The 14958-nt window shown below is 71.8% G+C and carries 14 protein-coding genes; 3 read left to right on the plus strand and 11 right to left on the minus strand.

Features of this window, described 5'->3' with window-relative positions:
* Positions 1–9 precede the first annotated feature (9 nt).
* From IOD16_RS33430 to guaB, 4 genes are all read right to left on the minus strand, one after another.
* Complete coding sequence (locus IOD16_RS33430; protein ID WP_201437667.1) at positions 10–969, minus strand: MBL fold metallo-hydrolase; 960 nt, start codon at positions 967–969, stop codon at positions 10–12.
* A gap of 19 nt (positions 970–988) precedes the next feature.
* Positions 989–2707: an FAD-dependent oxidoreductase gene (locus tag IOD16_RS33435; RefSeq protein ID WP_201437668.1), complete on the minus strand. Its 1719-nt coding sequence runs from the start codon at positions 2705–2707 to the stop codon at positions 989–991.
* A gap of 110 nt (positions 2708–2817) precedes the next feature.
* Positions 2818–3951, minus strand: coding sequence for a GuaB3 family IMP dehydrogenase-related protein (locus tag IOD16_RS33440; protein ID WP_201437669.1), 1134 nt, complete (start codon positions 3949–3951; stop codon positions 2818–2820).
* Positions 3952–4030: 79 nt separating this feature from the next.
* The gene (gene guaB / locus IOD16_RS33445; protein ID WP_201437670.1) at positions 4031–5542 is read right to left on the minus strand and encodes an IMP dehydrogenase; all 1512 of its coding nucleotides are present in this window, start codon (positions 5540–5542) and stop codon (positions 4031–4033) included.
* 66 nt (positions 5543–5608) lie between these two features.
* On the opposite strand from guaB, the gene IOD16_RS33450 reads away from it, so the two are divergent.
* Positions 5609–6058, plus strand: a complete 450-nt coding sequence (locus tag IOD16_RS33450) for a DUF5319 domain-containing protein (protein ID WP_123745329.1) — start codon at positions 5609–5611, stop codon at positions 6056–6058.
* 60 nt (positions 6059–6118) lie between these two features.
* Here the strand turns inward: IOD16_RS33450 and IOD16_RS33455 are convergent, their stop codons facing one another.
* The 3 genes from IOD16_RS33455 to IOD16_RS33465 all read right to left on the minus strand — a co-directional run bounded on the left by IOD16_RS33455 (position 6119) and on the right by IOD16_RS33465 (position 8696).
* Complete coding sequence (locus IOD16_RS33455) at positions 6119–7048, minus strand: anti-sigma-D factor RsdA (protein ID WP_201437671.1); 930 nt, start codon at positions 7046–7048, stop codon at positions 6119–6121.
* Positions 7049–7621 carry a sigma-70 family RNA polymerase sigma factor gene (locus IOD16_RS33460; RefSeq protein WP_033436769.1) on the minus strand — a complete coding sequence of 191 codons (573 nt, stop codon included), beginning with the start codon at positions 7619–7621 and terminating at the stop codon, positions 7049–7051. It lies immediately after the preceding gene.
* Positions 7622–8099: 478 nt separating this feature from the next.
* Positions 8100–8696, minus strand: coding sequence for a response regulator transcription factor (locus tag IOD16_RS33465; RefSeq protein ID WP_015805222.1), 597 nt, complete (start codon positions 8694–8696; stop codon positions 8100–8102).
* A gap of 115 nt (positions 8697–8811) precedes the next feature.
* On the opposite strand from IOD16_RS33465, the gene IOD16_RS33470 reads away from it, so the two are divergent.
* On the plus strand, positions 8812–9726 hold the full coding sequence (locus tag IOD16_RS33470; RefSeq protein WP_201437672.1) for an IS982 family transposase: 915 nt from the start codon (positions 8812–8814) through the stop codon (positions 9724–9726).
* Between the two features lie 49 nt (positions 9727–9775).
* Here the strand turns inward: IOD16_RS33470 and IOD16_RS33475 are convergent, their stop codons facing one another.
* Positions 9776–10663, minus strand: a complete 888-nt coding sequence (locus IOD16_RS33475) for a hypothetical protein (RefSeq protein WP_236594536.1) — start codon at positions 10661–10663, stop codon at positions 9776–9778.
* 480 nt (positions 10664–11143) lie between these two features.
* Positions 11144–12124, minus strand: a complete 981-nt coding sequence (locus IOD16_RS33480) for a MerR family transcriptional regulator (protein WP_328809500.1) — start codon at positions 12122–12124, stop codon at positions 11144–11146.
* 216 nt (positions 12125–12340) lie between these two features.
* On the opposite strand from IOD16_RS33480, the gene IOD16_RS33485 reads away from it, so the two are divergent.
* Complete coding sequence (locus IOD16_RS33485; RefSeq protein ID WP_033428626.1) at positions 12341–12637, plus strand: WhiB family transcriptional regulator; 297 nt, start codon at positions 12341–12343, stop codon at positions 12635–12637.
* A 95-nt stretch (positions 12638–12732) separates the two neighbouring features.
* On the opposite strand, the gene groL is transcribed toward IOD16_RS33485, so the two are convergent.
* Together groL and groES are read right to left on the minus strand one after the other, a co-directional pair.
* Positions 12733–14358 (minus strand): chaperonin GroEL, encoded by a 1626-nt coding sequence (groL, locus tag IOD16_RS33490; RefSeq protein WP_123745325.1) that lies wholly within the window; start codon positions 14356–14358, stop codon positions 12733–12735.
* A gap of 81 nt (positions 14359–14439) precedes the next feature.
* Entirely contained in the window at positions 14440–14733 is a 294-nt protein-coding gene (gene groES / locus IOD16_RS33495; protein WP_015105192.1) for a co-chaperone GroES, read from the minus strand.
* Between the last annotated feature and the right edge of the window lie 225 nt (positions 14734–14958).

Consider the following 14958-nt stretch of genomic DNA (forward strand, 5'->3'; position numbering starts at 1 on the left):
GGCCCCGGGTCATCGCAGCGCCGCCCAGACCTCGCGGTCGCGTTCGGCGGTCCAGATCCGGGGCCACGACACGCCGTCGCGCTCGTCCCAGTACCGCTGCACGTTGAACGGCAGGCAGTGCTCGAAGATCGGCCAGCGGCCGTAGCGCGGGGCCAGGGCCGCGTGCGCGGCCTCGAACGCGTCCTTCACCGTGCCGCCGCTGACGTGCACGGTCCCGACCGTGCGGCGCAGCTCGTCCAGGAAGTGCCGGGACTGGGCGATGGCCGCGTCCACCTCGACCCGGTCACGGGCGGGCGCGCCGCGTCCGCCCACGAGCTGCTCCGCGCCCAGCGCGGCGACCCGGTCCAGCGTCGACGTGGCCCACTCGTCGTGGAACGCGTCACCGGTGTACAGCGCGGCCTGGGCCTCGACCAGGTCGCCGGCGAACAGGATGCGCTGGTGCGGCAGCCAGGCCACGATGTCGCCCGCCGTGTGCCCGCGCCCGCAGAAGCGCAGCTCCACCTCGCCCCGGTCGCCGCCGAGCGGGATGGTGAGCCGGTCGGAGAACGTGACGGTCGGCCAGGTCAGGCCGGGGATGCCCGCGGGCTCCTCGAACAGCCGGGGCATCCGGCCGTACTCGCTGAGCCAGTCCTCCCGGCCGCGCTCGGCGATCAACGCCCTGGTGTTCTCGTGCGCGATGACCTCGGCGGCGCCGAACGCGCTCGCGCCCAACGTGCGGACCGCGTGGTAGTGGGTCAGGACCAGGTGGCGGACCGGTTTGTCGGTGCGCTCGCGGAGCAGGTCGAGCCAGCGGCGGGCGGCCGTCGGCGTGGCCCTGGCCTCGACGCAGACCAGGAAGTCCTCGCCCTCGATCGCGCCGACGTTCGGGTCGCCCCCGGCGGTGAGGGCGTACACGCCGTCCGCGAGTTCGACGAGCTGCTCGTCCTTCGGCGTGAGGTCGGCGCTGGAGGCGAACGGCTTCGTGGCCACACCACCCACCATAGGACGATCAGGCGTGCTTGACCTCCACGATCGGCAGCCGCAGGGCGCCGGGCGCACCGGTCGGCACGGCGGGGTTCCGCGGCGCCACCGCCGCGACCCGCCGGTAGCCCGCGGCCTGGTCGGGGCGCTGGTCCGGCTCGCCCTTGTTCGGCCACACCGAGAACGCCCGCTCGGCCTGCGCGGTGATGGTCAGCGACGGGTTCACGCCCAGGTTCGCCGAGATCGCCGAGCCGTCCACCACGGACAGGCCCGGGTAGCCGTAGACCCGGTGGTAGGGGTCGATGACGCCGCCCGCCGGGTCCGACCCGATCGGGCAGCCGCCGATGAAGTGCGCGGTCAGGGGGATGTCGAACAGCTCGCCCCACGTGCCGCCCGCGATGCCGTCGATGTGCTCGGCCGCGCGCAGGTTGGCCTCGTGACCGGCCTTGATGAACGTCGGGTTCGGCTGCCCGTGCCCCTGCTTGGAGGTGAGCTTGCGGCCGAAGAGCCCTTTCCTGGTGTACGTGGTGATGGAGTTGTCGAGGCTCTGCATCACCAGCAGGATCACCGTCCGCTCGCTCCACCGGTGCACCGACATGAGCCTGGCCAGCCGCAGCGGGTGGCGGACCGCCTGGGACAGGAACTGCAGGATGCGCGGGGTCGACCTCGCGCCGTCCGTGGCCAGCGTCTGGAGCAGCCCCATGGCGTTGCTGCCCTTGCCGTAGCGCACCGGCTCGATGTGGGTCTGCTCGTCCGGGTGGATGGACGAGGTGATCGCCACGCCCTGGCTGAAGTTGCGCTCCTCGTCCACCGTGAAGCGCGCCGCGCCGATGATCGACTCGGAGTTGGTCCTGGTCAGCTCCCCCAGCTTGGGCGAGAGCTCCGGCAGCGCGCCGTCGGCCTTCATCCGGTGCAGCAGCTGCTGGGTGCCCCAGGTGCCGGCGGCCAGCACGACCTGGCCCGCGGTGATCGTCCGCCGGCCACGGCGCAGCTTGCCGCCGGTGCGCCGGGTGCCGATCGCCCACGTGCCGTCCGGCGCCTGGCGCAGGTCGGTGACGGTGGTCAGCGGCAGCACCTCCGCGCCGTTGCGCTCGGCCAGGTAGAGGTAGTTCTTGACCAGGGTGTTCTTCGCGCCGACCCGGCAGCCCGACATGCACGCGCCGCACTGCGTGCAGCCGGTCCGGGCGGGGCCCGCGCCGCCGAAGTACGGGTCCGCGGCCGGCTCGCCGGGCTCGCCGAAGAACACGCCGACCGGCGTCGGGTGGTAGGTGTCGGCCACGCCCATGTCCTCGGCGACCCGCCGCATCACCTCGTCCGACGGGGTGGTGGTCGGGTTCTCCACCACCCCGAGCATCCGGCTCGCCTGGTCGTAGAACGGCGCGAGCTCGGCCTCCCAGTCGGTGATGTGCGCCCACTGCCGGTCGGCGTAGAACGGCTTGAGCGGTCGGTACAGCGTGTTCGCGTACACCAGCGACCCGCCGCCGACACCCGAACCGGCCAGGACCATCACGCTGCGCAGGGCGTGGATGCGCTGGATGCCGTAGCAGCCGAGCGCCGGCGCCCACAGGTATCGCCGCAGGTCCCAGGACGTCTTGGCGAACTCGTCGTCGGCGAACCGGCGGCCCGCCTCGACCACGGCCACCCGGTAGCCCTTCTCGGTGAGCCGGAGCGCGGCGACGCTGCCGCCGAAGCCCGACCCCACCACCACGACGTCGTAGTCGGTGTTGTTACCGGCGAGTTCACCCATGGTGGGAGATTAGGCGTAACTTCCGGTAACAGGCTAGTGCTCGATCGGTTCAGGCGGCCTCGGGCACGAAAAAGGCCCCCGCCTGGAGCAGGGGCCTCTTCGGGCGTCGCCTAGCCGCGGATGGTCAGGCCGACCTTCTGGAACTCCTTGAGGTCCGAGTAGCCGGTCTTCGCCATCGCCCGGCGCAGCGAGCCGAACAGGTTCGTCACGCCGCGCGGGTCGACCGACGGGCCGAACAGCAGCGTGCGCAGGTCGACGACCTGGTCCACCCCGGTCGACACGTGGCTGCGCGGCACCGACGGGTGCGCCGACGCGGCCGTCCAGTACAGGCCCTGGCCCGGCGCCTCGGACGCCGCCGCCAGCGGCTCGCCCAGCATCACCGCGTCCGCGCCGCACGCGATCGACTTCGCGATGTCGCCGCTGGTCAGCACGCCGCCGTCGGCGATCACGTGCACGTACCGGCCACCGGTCTCGTCCAGGTAGTCCCGGCGGGCCGCGGCGGCGTCGGAGATGGCCGTGGCCATCGGCACGCCGATGCCGAGCACCGAGTCCGTCGTGGTCACGCCCGGCGTGTAGCCGTAGCCGACGATCACGCCCGCCGCGCCCGTGCGCATCAGGTGCATCGCGGTCCGGTAGTCGCCGACGCCGCCCGCGATCACCGGGATGTCGAGGTCCGCGATGAACGACTTCAGGTTCAGCGGCTCGCCGTCGCGCGACACGTGCTCGGCCGAGATGATCGTGCCCTGCACGACCAGGATCTCCACGCCCGCCGACAGCAGGTCCGGGGTCAGCTCGGCCGCGCGCTGCGGGCTGACCCGCACCGCCACCGTGACGCCCGACTCTCGCACCTGCTTGATCGCCTCGGCGATCAGGTCCATCCGCACCGGCGCGGCGTGCAGCTCCTGCAGCACCCGCACCGGCGCGGCCGGGTCGTCGGTGTCCTCGACCGCCTGCACCAGCCGGAACAGGGCCTCTTCCACGTCGCCGTGCCGGGCCCACAGGCCCTCCGCGTTGAGGACGCCCATGCCGCCCAGCTCGCCGACCGCGACCGCCGTGCCCGGCGACACGATCGCGTCCGTCGGGTGGGTGATCAGCGGGATCTCGAACCGGTAGGCGTCGATCTGCCACGCCGTCGAGACGTCCTTCGAGGACCGGGTCCTGCGGGACGGGATGATCTCGAGGTCGTCCAGCTCGTAGGCCCGCCTCGCGGTCCGGCCCATGCCGATCTCGACCAGATCGCGCACCTTTGTCGTCCTTCCGTGGAGCTGATGGTCCCGGGGGGAGCCGGCGGAACCTGCGAACACTAGCCCAAGGCGATCCGGTTCAGCGGGTCGTGTAGTTCGGGGCCTCGACGGTCATGGTGATGTCGTGCGGGTGGCTCTCCTTGAGCCCGGCCGCCGTGATCCGCACCAGCTGCTTGCGCTGGAGGTCCACGACGGTCTTCGAGCCCGTGTAGCCCATGGCCGCCCGCAGGCCGCCGACCAGCTGGTGCACCACGGTCGACAGCGGGCCGCGGAACGGCGTGCGGCCCTCGATGCCCTCGGGCACCAGCTTGTCCTCCGACAGCACGTCGTCCTGGAAGTAGCGGTCCTTGGAGTACGACTTGCCCTCGCCGCGGCCCTGCAGCGCCGCCAGCGAACCCATGCCGCGGTAGGTCTTGAACTGCTTGCCGTTGACCAGCACCAGCTCGCCGGGAGCCTCGGCCGTGCCCGCGAGCAGGCTGCCGAGCATGACCGCGCTCGCGCCCGCCGCGATGGCCTTCGCGATGTCGCCCGAGTACTGGATGCCGCCGTCGCCGATCACCGGCACCCCCGCCGGACCGCACGCCAGGCCGGCCTCGTAGATCGCGGTGATCTGCGGCACGCCGACGCCCGCGACCACGCGCGTGGTGCAGATCGAGCCGGGGCCGACGCCCACCTTCACGCCGTCCGCGCCCGCGTCCACCAGCGCCTGGGCGCCCGCGCGGGTGGCGACGTTGCCGCCGACCACGTCGACGTCGTCGCCCAGTTCCTGCTTCACCTTGGCGACCATCTCCAGCACGTTGCGCTGGTGGCCGTGCGCGGTGTCGACCATGATCACGTCGACGCCCGCGTCGGCCAGCGCCATCGCGCGGGCGAAGCTGTCGTCGCCGACGCCGATCGCGGCGGCGCACAGCAGCCGGCCGTCCGGGTCCTTCGAGGCGTTCGGGTACTGCTCGGTCTTGACGAAGTCCTTGACCGTGATCAGGCCGCGCAGCTTGCCGTCGCCGTCCACGATCGGCAGCTTCTCGATCTTGTGCCGGCGCAGCAGGCCGAGCGCGGCCTCCGCCGACACGCCCACCTGGGCGGTGACCAGCGGACCCTTGGTCATCACCTCGCTGACCTTGCGCGAGTGGTCGACCTCGAAGCGCATGTCGCGGTTGGTGATGATGCCGACGAGCTTGCCGTTCTCGTCGGTCACCGGCACGCCGGAGATCCGGTAGCGCGCGCACAGCTCGTCGACGTGGCGGATCGTGTCGTCCGGGGTGCACGTCACCGGGTCGCTGACCATGCCGGCCTCGGACCGCTTCACCGTCTCCACCTGGCGGGCCTGCTCCTCCAGGGACAGGTTGCGGTGCAGCACGCCGATGCCGCCCTGGCGGGCCATCGAGATGGCCATCCGGCCCTCGGTCACGGTGTCCATCGCCGCCGAGGCCAGCGGCACGCGCAGGGTGATGTTGCGCGAGAGCTTGGTGCTGGTGTCCACGCCGCTCGGCACGATCTCCGACTCGGCGGGCAGCAGCAGTACGTCGTCGAAGGTCAGTCCCAGCATGGCGAACTTGGGCGGGACTCCGTCAGCGTTGAGCTCGCTGGTCATGGCGGCTGGCTTGCCTTCCGTCGTGCGGCGATCCCGCCGCCGCGGATCGGGTTCCACGCAGCGGCGATGGGTTCAGGTCATGGTATCTGGACGTGGCCGGGGGTCCGCCCGGTACCGTGCGGGGTCGTGCCGCACGACGCGTTGCCACCAGACCCGTTCGCGGGCGACCCGGAGGACCCGGCCCGGGCCCTCGGCGAACCCGACCACGACCACGACCACCCGCCGATGGACGACGCCGAGCGGGCCGAGCTGGTCGGCGACCTCAGCGACCTCGCGGTGTACCAGGCGTTGCTCGAACCCCGTGGTGTCAGGGGAATCGTGGTGGACTGCGGCGAGTGCCAGGAGCCGCACTACCACGACTGGGCCCTGCTGCGGTCGAGCCTGGAGCAGCTGCTGGCCGACGGCCGGATGCGCCCGCACGAGCCCGCGTACGACCCGGACCCGGCGGCCTACGTCAGCTGGGAGTACTGCCGCGGCTACGCGGACGGGGTCACCGCGACCGAGAGCGCCCGCTGACGATGTGACGAAGCCCGCCCCCGGACGAGGGGCGGGCTTCGTCACACGTGCGCTCCGGGCTCAGCTGTCGGACGTGGTCTCGCCGTCCGTGGTGCCCTGGGTCGGCGTCTCGCTGCGACCCTGGCCGCTCCCCGGTGACTCGCCCGACGTGGGCGGCGGGGGCGGGGGCGTCTCGCCGCCCGTGGGCAGGGTGGAGTCGTCGACGGGCGCCGTCGTGGTCGTGGTGATCGGCGCGGGCGACGAGGTCGTCGTGGTGGTGGTCGTGGGGAGGTCGACCGGCGGGACCTCGGGCGCCGCCGACGGCTCGACGGTGGTCGGCGTGTTCACCGGCGGCGTGGTGCTGGTCAGCTCGTCCAGCAGCGACTCGTGCTTCTGGGCGAGGTCGTCCTTGCCGTCGTCCGGCGAGACCGACGGCAGGGTCGCGCTGGCCTTGAGCAGCGCGTCGCGCGCCTCGCCGTAGCGGCCGTCGCGCAGTGCCGCGCGAGCGGTGTCGAGGTCGGTGCGCACGGCCACGGCGGCTTCCACCGACCGCGCGTGCTCGGAGTAGAGGACCCTGGTCAGGCCCCAGAGCGCGTCGCCCGGCTCGGCGTCGCGCGCGACCAGGCTCATCCCGGTGAACGCGATCGCCAGCACCGCGGCGGCGGCGGCGAGGGGGATGAGCAGGCGTTGCCTGGCCCTCGGCTGGGTGCGGGCGGCGGCGATCGTGGCCACCGCCGTGTCGGTGTCGACCAGCTCACCCATGGGCGGGCGGTCGACTTCGCGGCGCCAGGCCAGCAGCAGCTCGTTCAGCTCGTCGTCGACGAGCGAGTCCGGCTGGTCGCCGTCACGCCCGCCCAGCACGTCGAGCAGCGCGTCGTCAGCCCGGATACCCGCGAGGTCGTCCCCCGGCTCGGCCGCGGTGTCCTCGGCCAGGGTGTCATCAGACTGCGGCGGTCTCTCATCTCGTCCGCGCACGACTTCTCCATTGCCCTTCTCGTGCTGGTCAGCCACTCAGACCACCTCCTCCGCTGCCAACGTCTTGCGAAGGCGGGCCAGGGCGCGGTGTTGTGCCACCCGAACCGCGCCCGGCGTGGAGCCGACCGCGTCGGCGGTCTCTTCGGCCGACAGGCCGACGACCACGCGAAGCAGCAGGATCTCCCGCTGCTTCTCCGGAAGGACCTTCAGGAGCACGGCCATCCGCTCCGACAGCTCGCCCTGCATGGCGCGCTGCTCGGGACCGGCCTCCGTCTCAGGGGCGTCAGGGACCTCCGGGACCGGTTCGGACCGGTTCCGGGCTGCGGAGCGATGCGCGTCGGCCACCTTGTGCGCGGCGATCCCGTAAACGAACGCCAAGAACGGCCGACCCTGGTCGCGATAGCTGGGCAGGGCCGTCAGCACCGCGAGACACACCTCCTGGGCCACGTCGTCCGCCGAAGCGAAAGACCTCTCCTGCCTTCCGACTCTGGCGCGGCAGTACCGCACCACGAGGGGTCGGATGGATGCCAGGAGCCGCTCGATCGCGTGGCGGTCGCCATCGACGGCTGCGCCCACTTCGGCGTCCAGTCCGTCCCCCAAGTTGGTCATCGCAGACAACTGCCCTGGTGTTACGCGTAGGCGTACCGACAAAGAACAGCACGGGACGATCGACGTCGCCCGTACTGGTGATGCTCACCGTACCGGTCAGCCGGCCGGATGTTCCGCAATGGGGTCCAGATGGGGTCTTTAGACCTCACCTGATCAGCCGACACGCGGTGAGCGCGCCACCACCCTCCGACGGGCCCTGACCTGCCCGGCACGGCGGTTGGCGGGGGTGCGGCGACGTTGTCCGGCACAGGGCGGTCGTCGGGCCCCGCCCGGCCGTCTCCGGGACCTTGCGCGGAGGGCGTGCCGGCGCACGGCGCTTGCGGCCGTTGACCCGGCGCACACGACCCGCTTGCGGACGCACGGAAGCCTGGCGACACCTGTCGGCGTCACCGGGCCGTGGCTGGAGGAAGGGTGCCGGTGCGACTCGTCCGACGAGTCCGACGAGCCTGTGCCCCGAGCCCTTGAGTCCGTGCGCCGGCTACGACACGAGGCCGCGCCGGAATCCGTGGGCGACAGCCTGGGCGCGGTCGCGCACGCCGAGCTTGCGGAACAAGCGCCGGGCGTGCGTCTTCACCGTGTCCTCGGACAGGTAGAGCTCACGCCCGATCTGCCCGTTGCTCTTGCCCTGGCTCATCCCGCGCAGCACCTGGAGCTCGCGCTCGGTGAGCTGGACGCCCGGGTCCGACGGCTGGCGCGGCGCGGGCACGCTCGTGCTCGCGAGCGTGTGCGCCAGTGCGGCGACCAGCTCGGGGCGCGAGGCGTCCCAACGCAGGTAGCCGCGAGCTCCGCCGGCGATCGCGGCGGCGATGCTGCCCGCGTCGTCCGGTGCGCCGAAGACGATGACGTTTGCCTGCGGGTTGGCCGAGACGAGTCGTCGGGTCGCTTCGACCCCGGTCGGGACGGCGCGCTGGGTGCCAACCAGTACGACGTCGACCGGCTGCCGAGAGAACCGAGCCAACAACTCGTCACCGTGCGCTACGCAGTCGATGCGGCTGACCCCTGGGACAGCCGACATCACGCGGGTGAGACCCTCCCGCACACTGCGCCGGTCGTCGCAAATAAGGACCGTGGTCACGGGGACTCCTTCCTGCAGCCGAGTGACGTTCCACATCCCCTATCGGACGCTAGATGATTGATTCCAAGAGGTGGCCGGGCTGACGGCATGAGGCGAGGGTGTCCATGATCATTGTGTGACGAACGACCTGGACACCCTCGCGACCGCACTCTATGTCAGAACCGACGACCTGTTGAAGCAGGCCCCACACCTGGCCCCATGGCGGCCGAGGGTGGGCTTCACACCGGTGCTCACCGATGCTGAGCTGGTGACCCTGGCGGTGATGCAGGCGCTGCTCGGGTTCACCTCCGAGGCCAGGTGGCTGCGCCACGCCCGTGCACACCTGGGCCACCTGTTCCGCCACCTGCCCGGACAGCCCGGCTACAACAAGCGGCTGCGCCGCGCCACCGGCCTGATCACCCAGGTGATCCGATTATTGGCCGTGGACACCACGCTGTGGACCGACGACGTGTGGGTGGCCGACTCCACCCCGGTGGAATGCGGCCGCTCCCGCGAGACCACGAAACGCTCGGACCTGGCCGGATGGGCACAGTACGGCTACTGCGCCTCGCACTCCCGCTGGTTCTGGGGCCTGCGGCTCCACCTGGTCTGCACCCTTGGCGGGCTCCCCGTCGCCTTCGCGTTGACCGGCGCCAAGGCCGACGAACGCACCACCCTGCTCGACATCCTCGACGCCGACCCCACCCTCACGGCGCAGCGGCCCGGTCAGACCCTGATCGCCGACCGCCACTACCACGGCCGCGACTTCGAACGGACACTGGCCGACGCCGGGATGGAACTGCTGCGCCCGGCCCGCAAGGGCGAGGCCGAACGACCCGGCGCGGCACTGTTCAAGCCGCTGCGCCAGACCATCGAGTCGATCAACCAGACCTTCAAGGCCCAACTCGACCTCGAACGCCACGGCGGACGCACCCCGACAGGCGTGATCGTCCGCGTCCTGCAGCGCATCCTCGCCCTGACCACCGCCATCTGGCACAACGACAAGACCGGACAACCGGTCAAGCGCTCGCTGGTCGCCTATGACCACTGACCCCTTGGAATCAATCATCTAGAGGCCGAACCTTGACACGATCCGGTGCTTAATCCGTCAAGAAGTTCGTCTCAGGGTCTGCGTTCGGGGGTTCCCCGGAACGGAGCAGCGCGGTCGGGATCCACGGCGAGCGGTCCGCAAGCGAGCGACCCGTCGGGTCCGCTCTGCGCAACACGCAGCTCAGAGCGTTTTCTGCGCGTTCCTTCATGTTTTCCTTACCCGCAATAGTGCGGTCTGCCTGGGCGTTTGCCAGGACAAGCGCCGTCGGCCAGACCAACGAGAAAAGCCCTCGGCGGTCAGTGTGATTTAGGTCACAGAGTAGCACTTCGACCCCTCGGTCGACGCTTTCGGGTGTCCCCCACACCACCAATGCCGCACCGAGGACGAGGTCGGACTTGAGGATGTGTCGCGTTGCGCCGGCCTCGCGGGCGGTCGCGGCGGCCACCTCCGCCGGGTGCACCGCGCCCTCGGCGAGACCGCCGGCCAAGGCGATCTCGGCGGCCAGCCACTGGTGCCGGACCCGGCTGCGCCACCCGCGCGGCTCGACCCGCGCGTGCAGCCGGCGCGCCTCGTCGAGCCGACCGGTCCCGATCGCGTCCGCGGCGAGCCCGAGGAGCGCGTCGGCCCGCGCGCCGGCCGGGTCCACGTCGTCCGGGTCCTCGCCGTCACCGCCGGGGGCCAGGGCCAACGCCCGCCCGTCGAGCGCCCGGGCCGCCGCGTGGCCGCCGAGCTGCCGCCGGTGCGACGCGAGCGTGGAAGCCGCCAACGACCCGAACAACCCGCCGCGCCCGATCAACTCGCCGAGCACCGAAGCCGCCGCCGCGTAGTGCCCCTGCCCACCGAGCACCACCGCCGCCAGCCACCGCTCCTCCACCCCACCCCGCAACGCCGCCCACACGTCCGCCTCGGGCCGGCCCCCGAACGCCGCTTCCCGCACCCCCACCGCTCCACCCACCCCTCGTCCCACCTCCACGCTCCGGACCACACCGGCAGTTGTCCACAGGCCCCTCGCCGGCACCTCTGATCGTCGGCCCGTCGTGGCAGGGTAAAAGCAGGGGTCCCTCTGGCGGGGACCCCTGCGCAGCGAGGACGGCGGCGGAAGTGCGCCGCGAAGAGCCCTCGGAGACCGGCCGACGGCACGCTCGACAACGCCCCCGGTGGGCGCGGCAAGACCGCCGACCCGTCCGACGGCAGGCAGCCAGGCCGCAGGCAGGCTGGCGGGCCGGTGGCAAGCAAGCGGCCTGGTCGCAGGCGGGCGGCAGGCCGGTCGGCTGGCCGGTGGCACCAGGCACGCGGGCCAGGTGAGCGGAGGCTGAGGTCGGTCAGGGCGTGGCACGCCTTCGACCAGCACGAACGGTTCGGCGAAGCCCGTTGTGGCTCCTCGCGCGGCGAGGGGTCGGGCGGGGTGGGGCGCAGGTCAGCAGACGGCGCGTTCGACGGCGTCCGCGGCGGCGGCCAGGTCGTTGATCCGCTCGGCCGGCTGCGGCACGACGCCGCGTTCCCAGCCCGGACCCCCGGCGAACACGCGGACCTGCTGGCGGGTCCTCGGCAGCGCCGTCACGACACCCGGATCGGCGTAGCGCGGCAGCTGCGCCCACAGCACCACGGCGGCCGGGGCGGTGCGGCGGACGGCCGAGGCCAGGGCGTCCGCGGGCAACGCCGCACCCAGTTGGCGCACCCCGACGCCGCGCTGCGCCAGCACCGCCGCCAACGGGTACAGCGGCAGGTCGTGCCGTTCGTCCGGCATGCACGCCAGCAGCACGGGACGGTGGTTGCGGGGCGCCGCCACGACCGGGGTGGCGCGGACCACGGCGGCCAGCACGCACTCCTCCACCAGGTGCGACACCTCGACGCCCGCGCCGGAGTGCTCCCACCTCGCCGCGATCGCCGCCATCACCGGCCGCACCACCTCGTCCCACGTGGTGATCACGCCGTCCGCCTCGATCGCGTCGGCCAGCAGCGTCTGCACCGCCGCCGAGTCCATCGCCAACGCCGCCCGCCCCACGCCCCGGGCCCGCCGGTTCCCCTCCTGCAGCTTCAGGCCGCGCCCGCCCGCCGGCGCCGAACCACCGTCGAGCTCCCCGCCGGTCAACGACGGGGGCACGGCCGTCAGCGGCGCGCGGACCGGGCTGGCGAGGGCGTACTTGGCGGCTTCGGCGGACGACGCGCCGCGCAGCAGGGCCCGCTGCATCAGCTCCAGCCTGGCCACGTCGAGTGGCGCGTACTTCCGGTGTCGCCCGGTTGTGTGATCGCTGGGTCCGAGGCCGTACCGCCGGTCCCAGGTGCGGAGAGTGGCCGGCGCGACGCCGAGCCGGCGTGCGACGGCGGCCACCGAGAGGGTCACCGAATGCGCGGGATCGTCTTCCGCCGCAACGATTTCCTGACCGCCTTCCGACACGGTCCCGGCGTGGTCAGGTGGCGTCATCACGCTGACATCGTCCGTTCACCTCACGTCACCGGCAACTCCGGCTCAGGCCCTGATCGATCACCCATCGTATGAATTGCCGACAAAAGCCCCCGCACCCCCTTGAACAAGTTTTGGCGCGGTTCTACGGTGGATCATCGTTAAGCCGAATGGAGCAGTTCTCGTCCATGGGCCAAGGAGGCGGTCTCGATGGCGGACACCCGAAGGCTTCCCGGTCCCAACGCGGATCTGTGGGACTGGCAGATGCGCGGCTCGTGCCGCGGGATGGACAGCGCGTTCTTCTTCCACCCGGACGGGGAGCGCGGACCGGCGCGGGCTCGGCGGGAGGCACGGGCGAAGGCCGTGTGCCTGTCGTGCCCGGTGTTGGAGATGTGCCGGCGGCACGCCCTGGCGGTCCAGGAGCCCTATGGGATCTGGGGCGGCCTGTCGGAGTCCGAGCGGGACAGCATCATCAAGGCGCGCAAGCGGCAGTTGACGCCCGCCTGACGCCGAACGCGCGGGAGGGACGGCACCTCGTGGTGCCGCCCCTCCCGTTCGCGCTGTTCCGACCTGTGATGCCTGGTCAGTGACCGTGCACCTGGTCAGTGACCGTGGCCGTGACCGTGGCCGTGACCGCCGGCGCCGGCGGGCTCCTCTTCCTTCTTCTCCACGACGGCGCTCTCCGTGGTGAGCACCATGCGGGCGATGGAAGCGGCGTTGGTGACCGCGGAGCGCGTCACCTTCACCGGGTCGATGATCCCGGCCTCGAGCAGGTCGCCGTAGACCAGGGTGGCGGCGTTGAGGCCGAAGCCCCAGTCCTGCTCGCGCACCTTGTTCACCACGACGGCGCCTTCGAGGCCCGCGTTCGCGGCGATCCAGAAGAGCGCCGAGCCCAGGGCCTCGCGGACGATCGCGACACCGGTCGCCTCGTCACCGGACAGGCCGAGCCCGCCGTCGAGCACCTTGGCCGCGTGCACCAGGGCCGAACCGCCGCCGGGCACGATGCCCTCCTCGACCGCGGCCTTGGTCGCCGCCACCGCGTCCTCGATGCGGTGCTTGCGCTCCTTCAGCTCGGTCTCGGTGGCCGCGCCGACCTTGATCACCGCGATGCCGCCGGACAGCTTGGCCAGCCGCTCCTGCAGCTTCTCGCGGTCCCAGTCGGAGTCGGTGGCCTCGATCTCGCGGCGCAGCTGCTCCGCGCGACCCGCCAGGTCGGCCTTGGCGCCGCCGCCGTCGACGATGGTCGTGTTGTCCTTGGACACGACGACCCGCCGGGCGGAGCCCAGCACGTCGAGGTTGGCCTCGGACAGCTTGAGGCCGACCTCGGCCGCGATGACCTGCGCGCCGGTGACGACGGCCAGGTCGTCCAGGAACGCCTTGCGGCGGTCGCCGAAGTACGGCGCCTTGACCGCGACCACGCGCAGCGTCTTGCGCAGGGCGTTGACGACCAGGGTGGACAGCGCCTCGCCCTCGACGTCCTCGGCGATGATCACCAGCGGCTTGCCGGCCTCGGCGACCTTCTCCAGGATCGGCAGCAGGTCGGCCAGCGCCGAGATCTTCTCGCGGTGCAGCAGGATGCGGGCGTCCTCGAACACCGTCTCCTGGGCCTCGAGGTCGGTGGCGAAGTGCGCCGACACGTAGCCCTTGTCGAACTGCACGCCCTCGGTGATCTGGAGCTCGGTGGCCATCGAGGAGGACTCCTCGACGGTGATCACACCGTCCTCGCCGACCTTCTCGATGGCTTCGCCGAGCAGGGCGCCGATGGACTCGTCGCGGGACGAGACGGTGCCGACCTGGGCGATGTTGTCGCGGCCCTTGACGGGGGTGGCCTTGGCCTTGAGGGCGTCGACCACGGCCTCGGCGGCGGCCTGGATGCCGACGCCGAGCGACATCGGGTTCGCGCCGGCCGCGACGTTGCGCAGGCCGACCCGCACCATGGCCTGGGCCAGGACGGTCGCGGTCGTCGTGCCGTCGCCGGCCACGTCGTTGGTCTTGGTGGCGACGCTCTTGGCGAGCTGCGCGCCGAGGTTCTCGAACGCGTCGTCCAGCTCGATCTCACGGGCGATGGTCACGCCGTCGTTGGTGACGGTGGGCCCGCCGAACTTCTTGTCGAGGACGACGTGCCTGCCGCGCGGGCCGAGGGTGACCTTGACGGTGTCCGCGAGCTTGTTCACGCCGCGCTCGAGCGCCCGACGAGCGTCCTCGTCGAAGCTGATCTGCTTGGGCATTGCCTACGCCTCTCTTGATGCGAAACGCCCCGGGAGCCCCGGTGAGGGGTTCGCCGGGGCGTCTTGCGTGTCAGCCGAGCGTCAGTTGATGACGGCCAGCACGTCGCGGGCGGAGAGGATGAGGTACTCCTCGCCGTTGTACTTGACCTCGGTGCCGCCGTACTTGGAGTAGATGACGACGTCGCCGACAGCCACGTCCACCGGGACGCGGTTGCCCTTGTCGTCGATCCGGCCGGGGCCCACCGCGATGACCTTGCCCTCCTGGGGCTTCTCCTTCGCGGTGTCCGGGATCACGAGGCCGGAAGCGGTCGTGGTCTCGGCCTCACTGGCCTGGACGACGATCTTGTCCTCGAGCGGCTTGATGTTCACGCTCACCGGGCTGACCTCCACGGTCGTCGAAAGCGTTGGCAGGTTGCGTTACGGCTCCTGCCACCCCGCCGTCGCGGGGGTCGGGGCGGTTGCTGGTGCCGTGCGTCTAGCACTCTACCCATGCGAGTGCCAACGCTTCAACGAACCCCCCGCAACCGGCCGGGTGAAGTCGTCCACTCGTGTCACACCGCCGTTCACCTCGTCGCCAATCTCGTCGGGAACGGTGTGGCG

The sequence above is a fragment of the Saccharothrix sp. 6-C genome (genome assembly GCF_016695385.1).
Classification (GTDB): Bacteria; Actinomycetota; Actinomycetes; order Mycobacteriales; family Pseudonocardiaceae; genus Actinosynnema; species Actinosynnema texasense.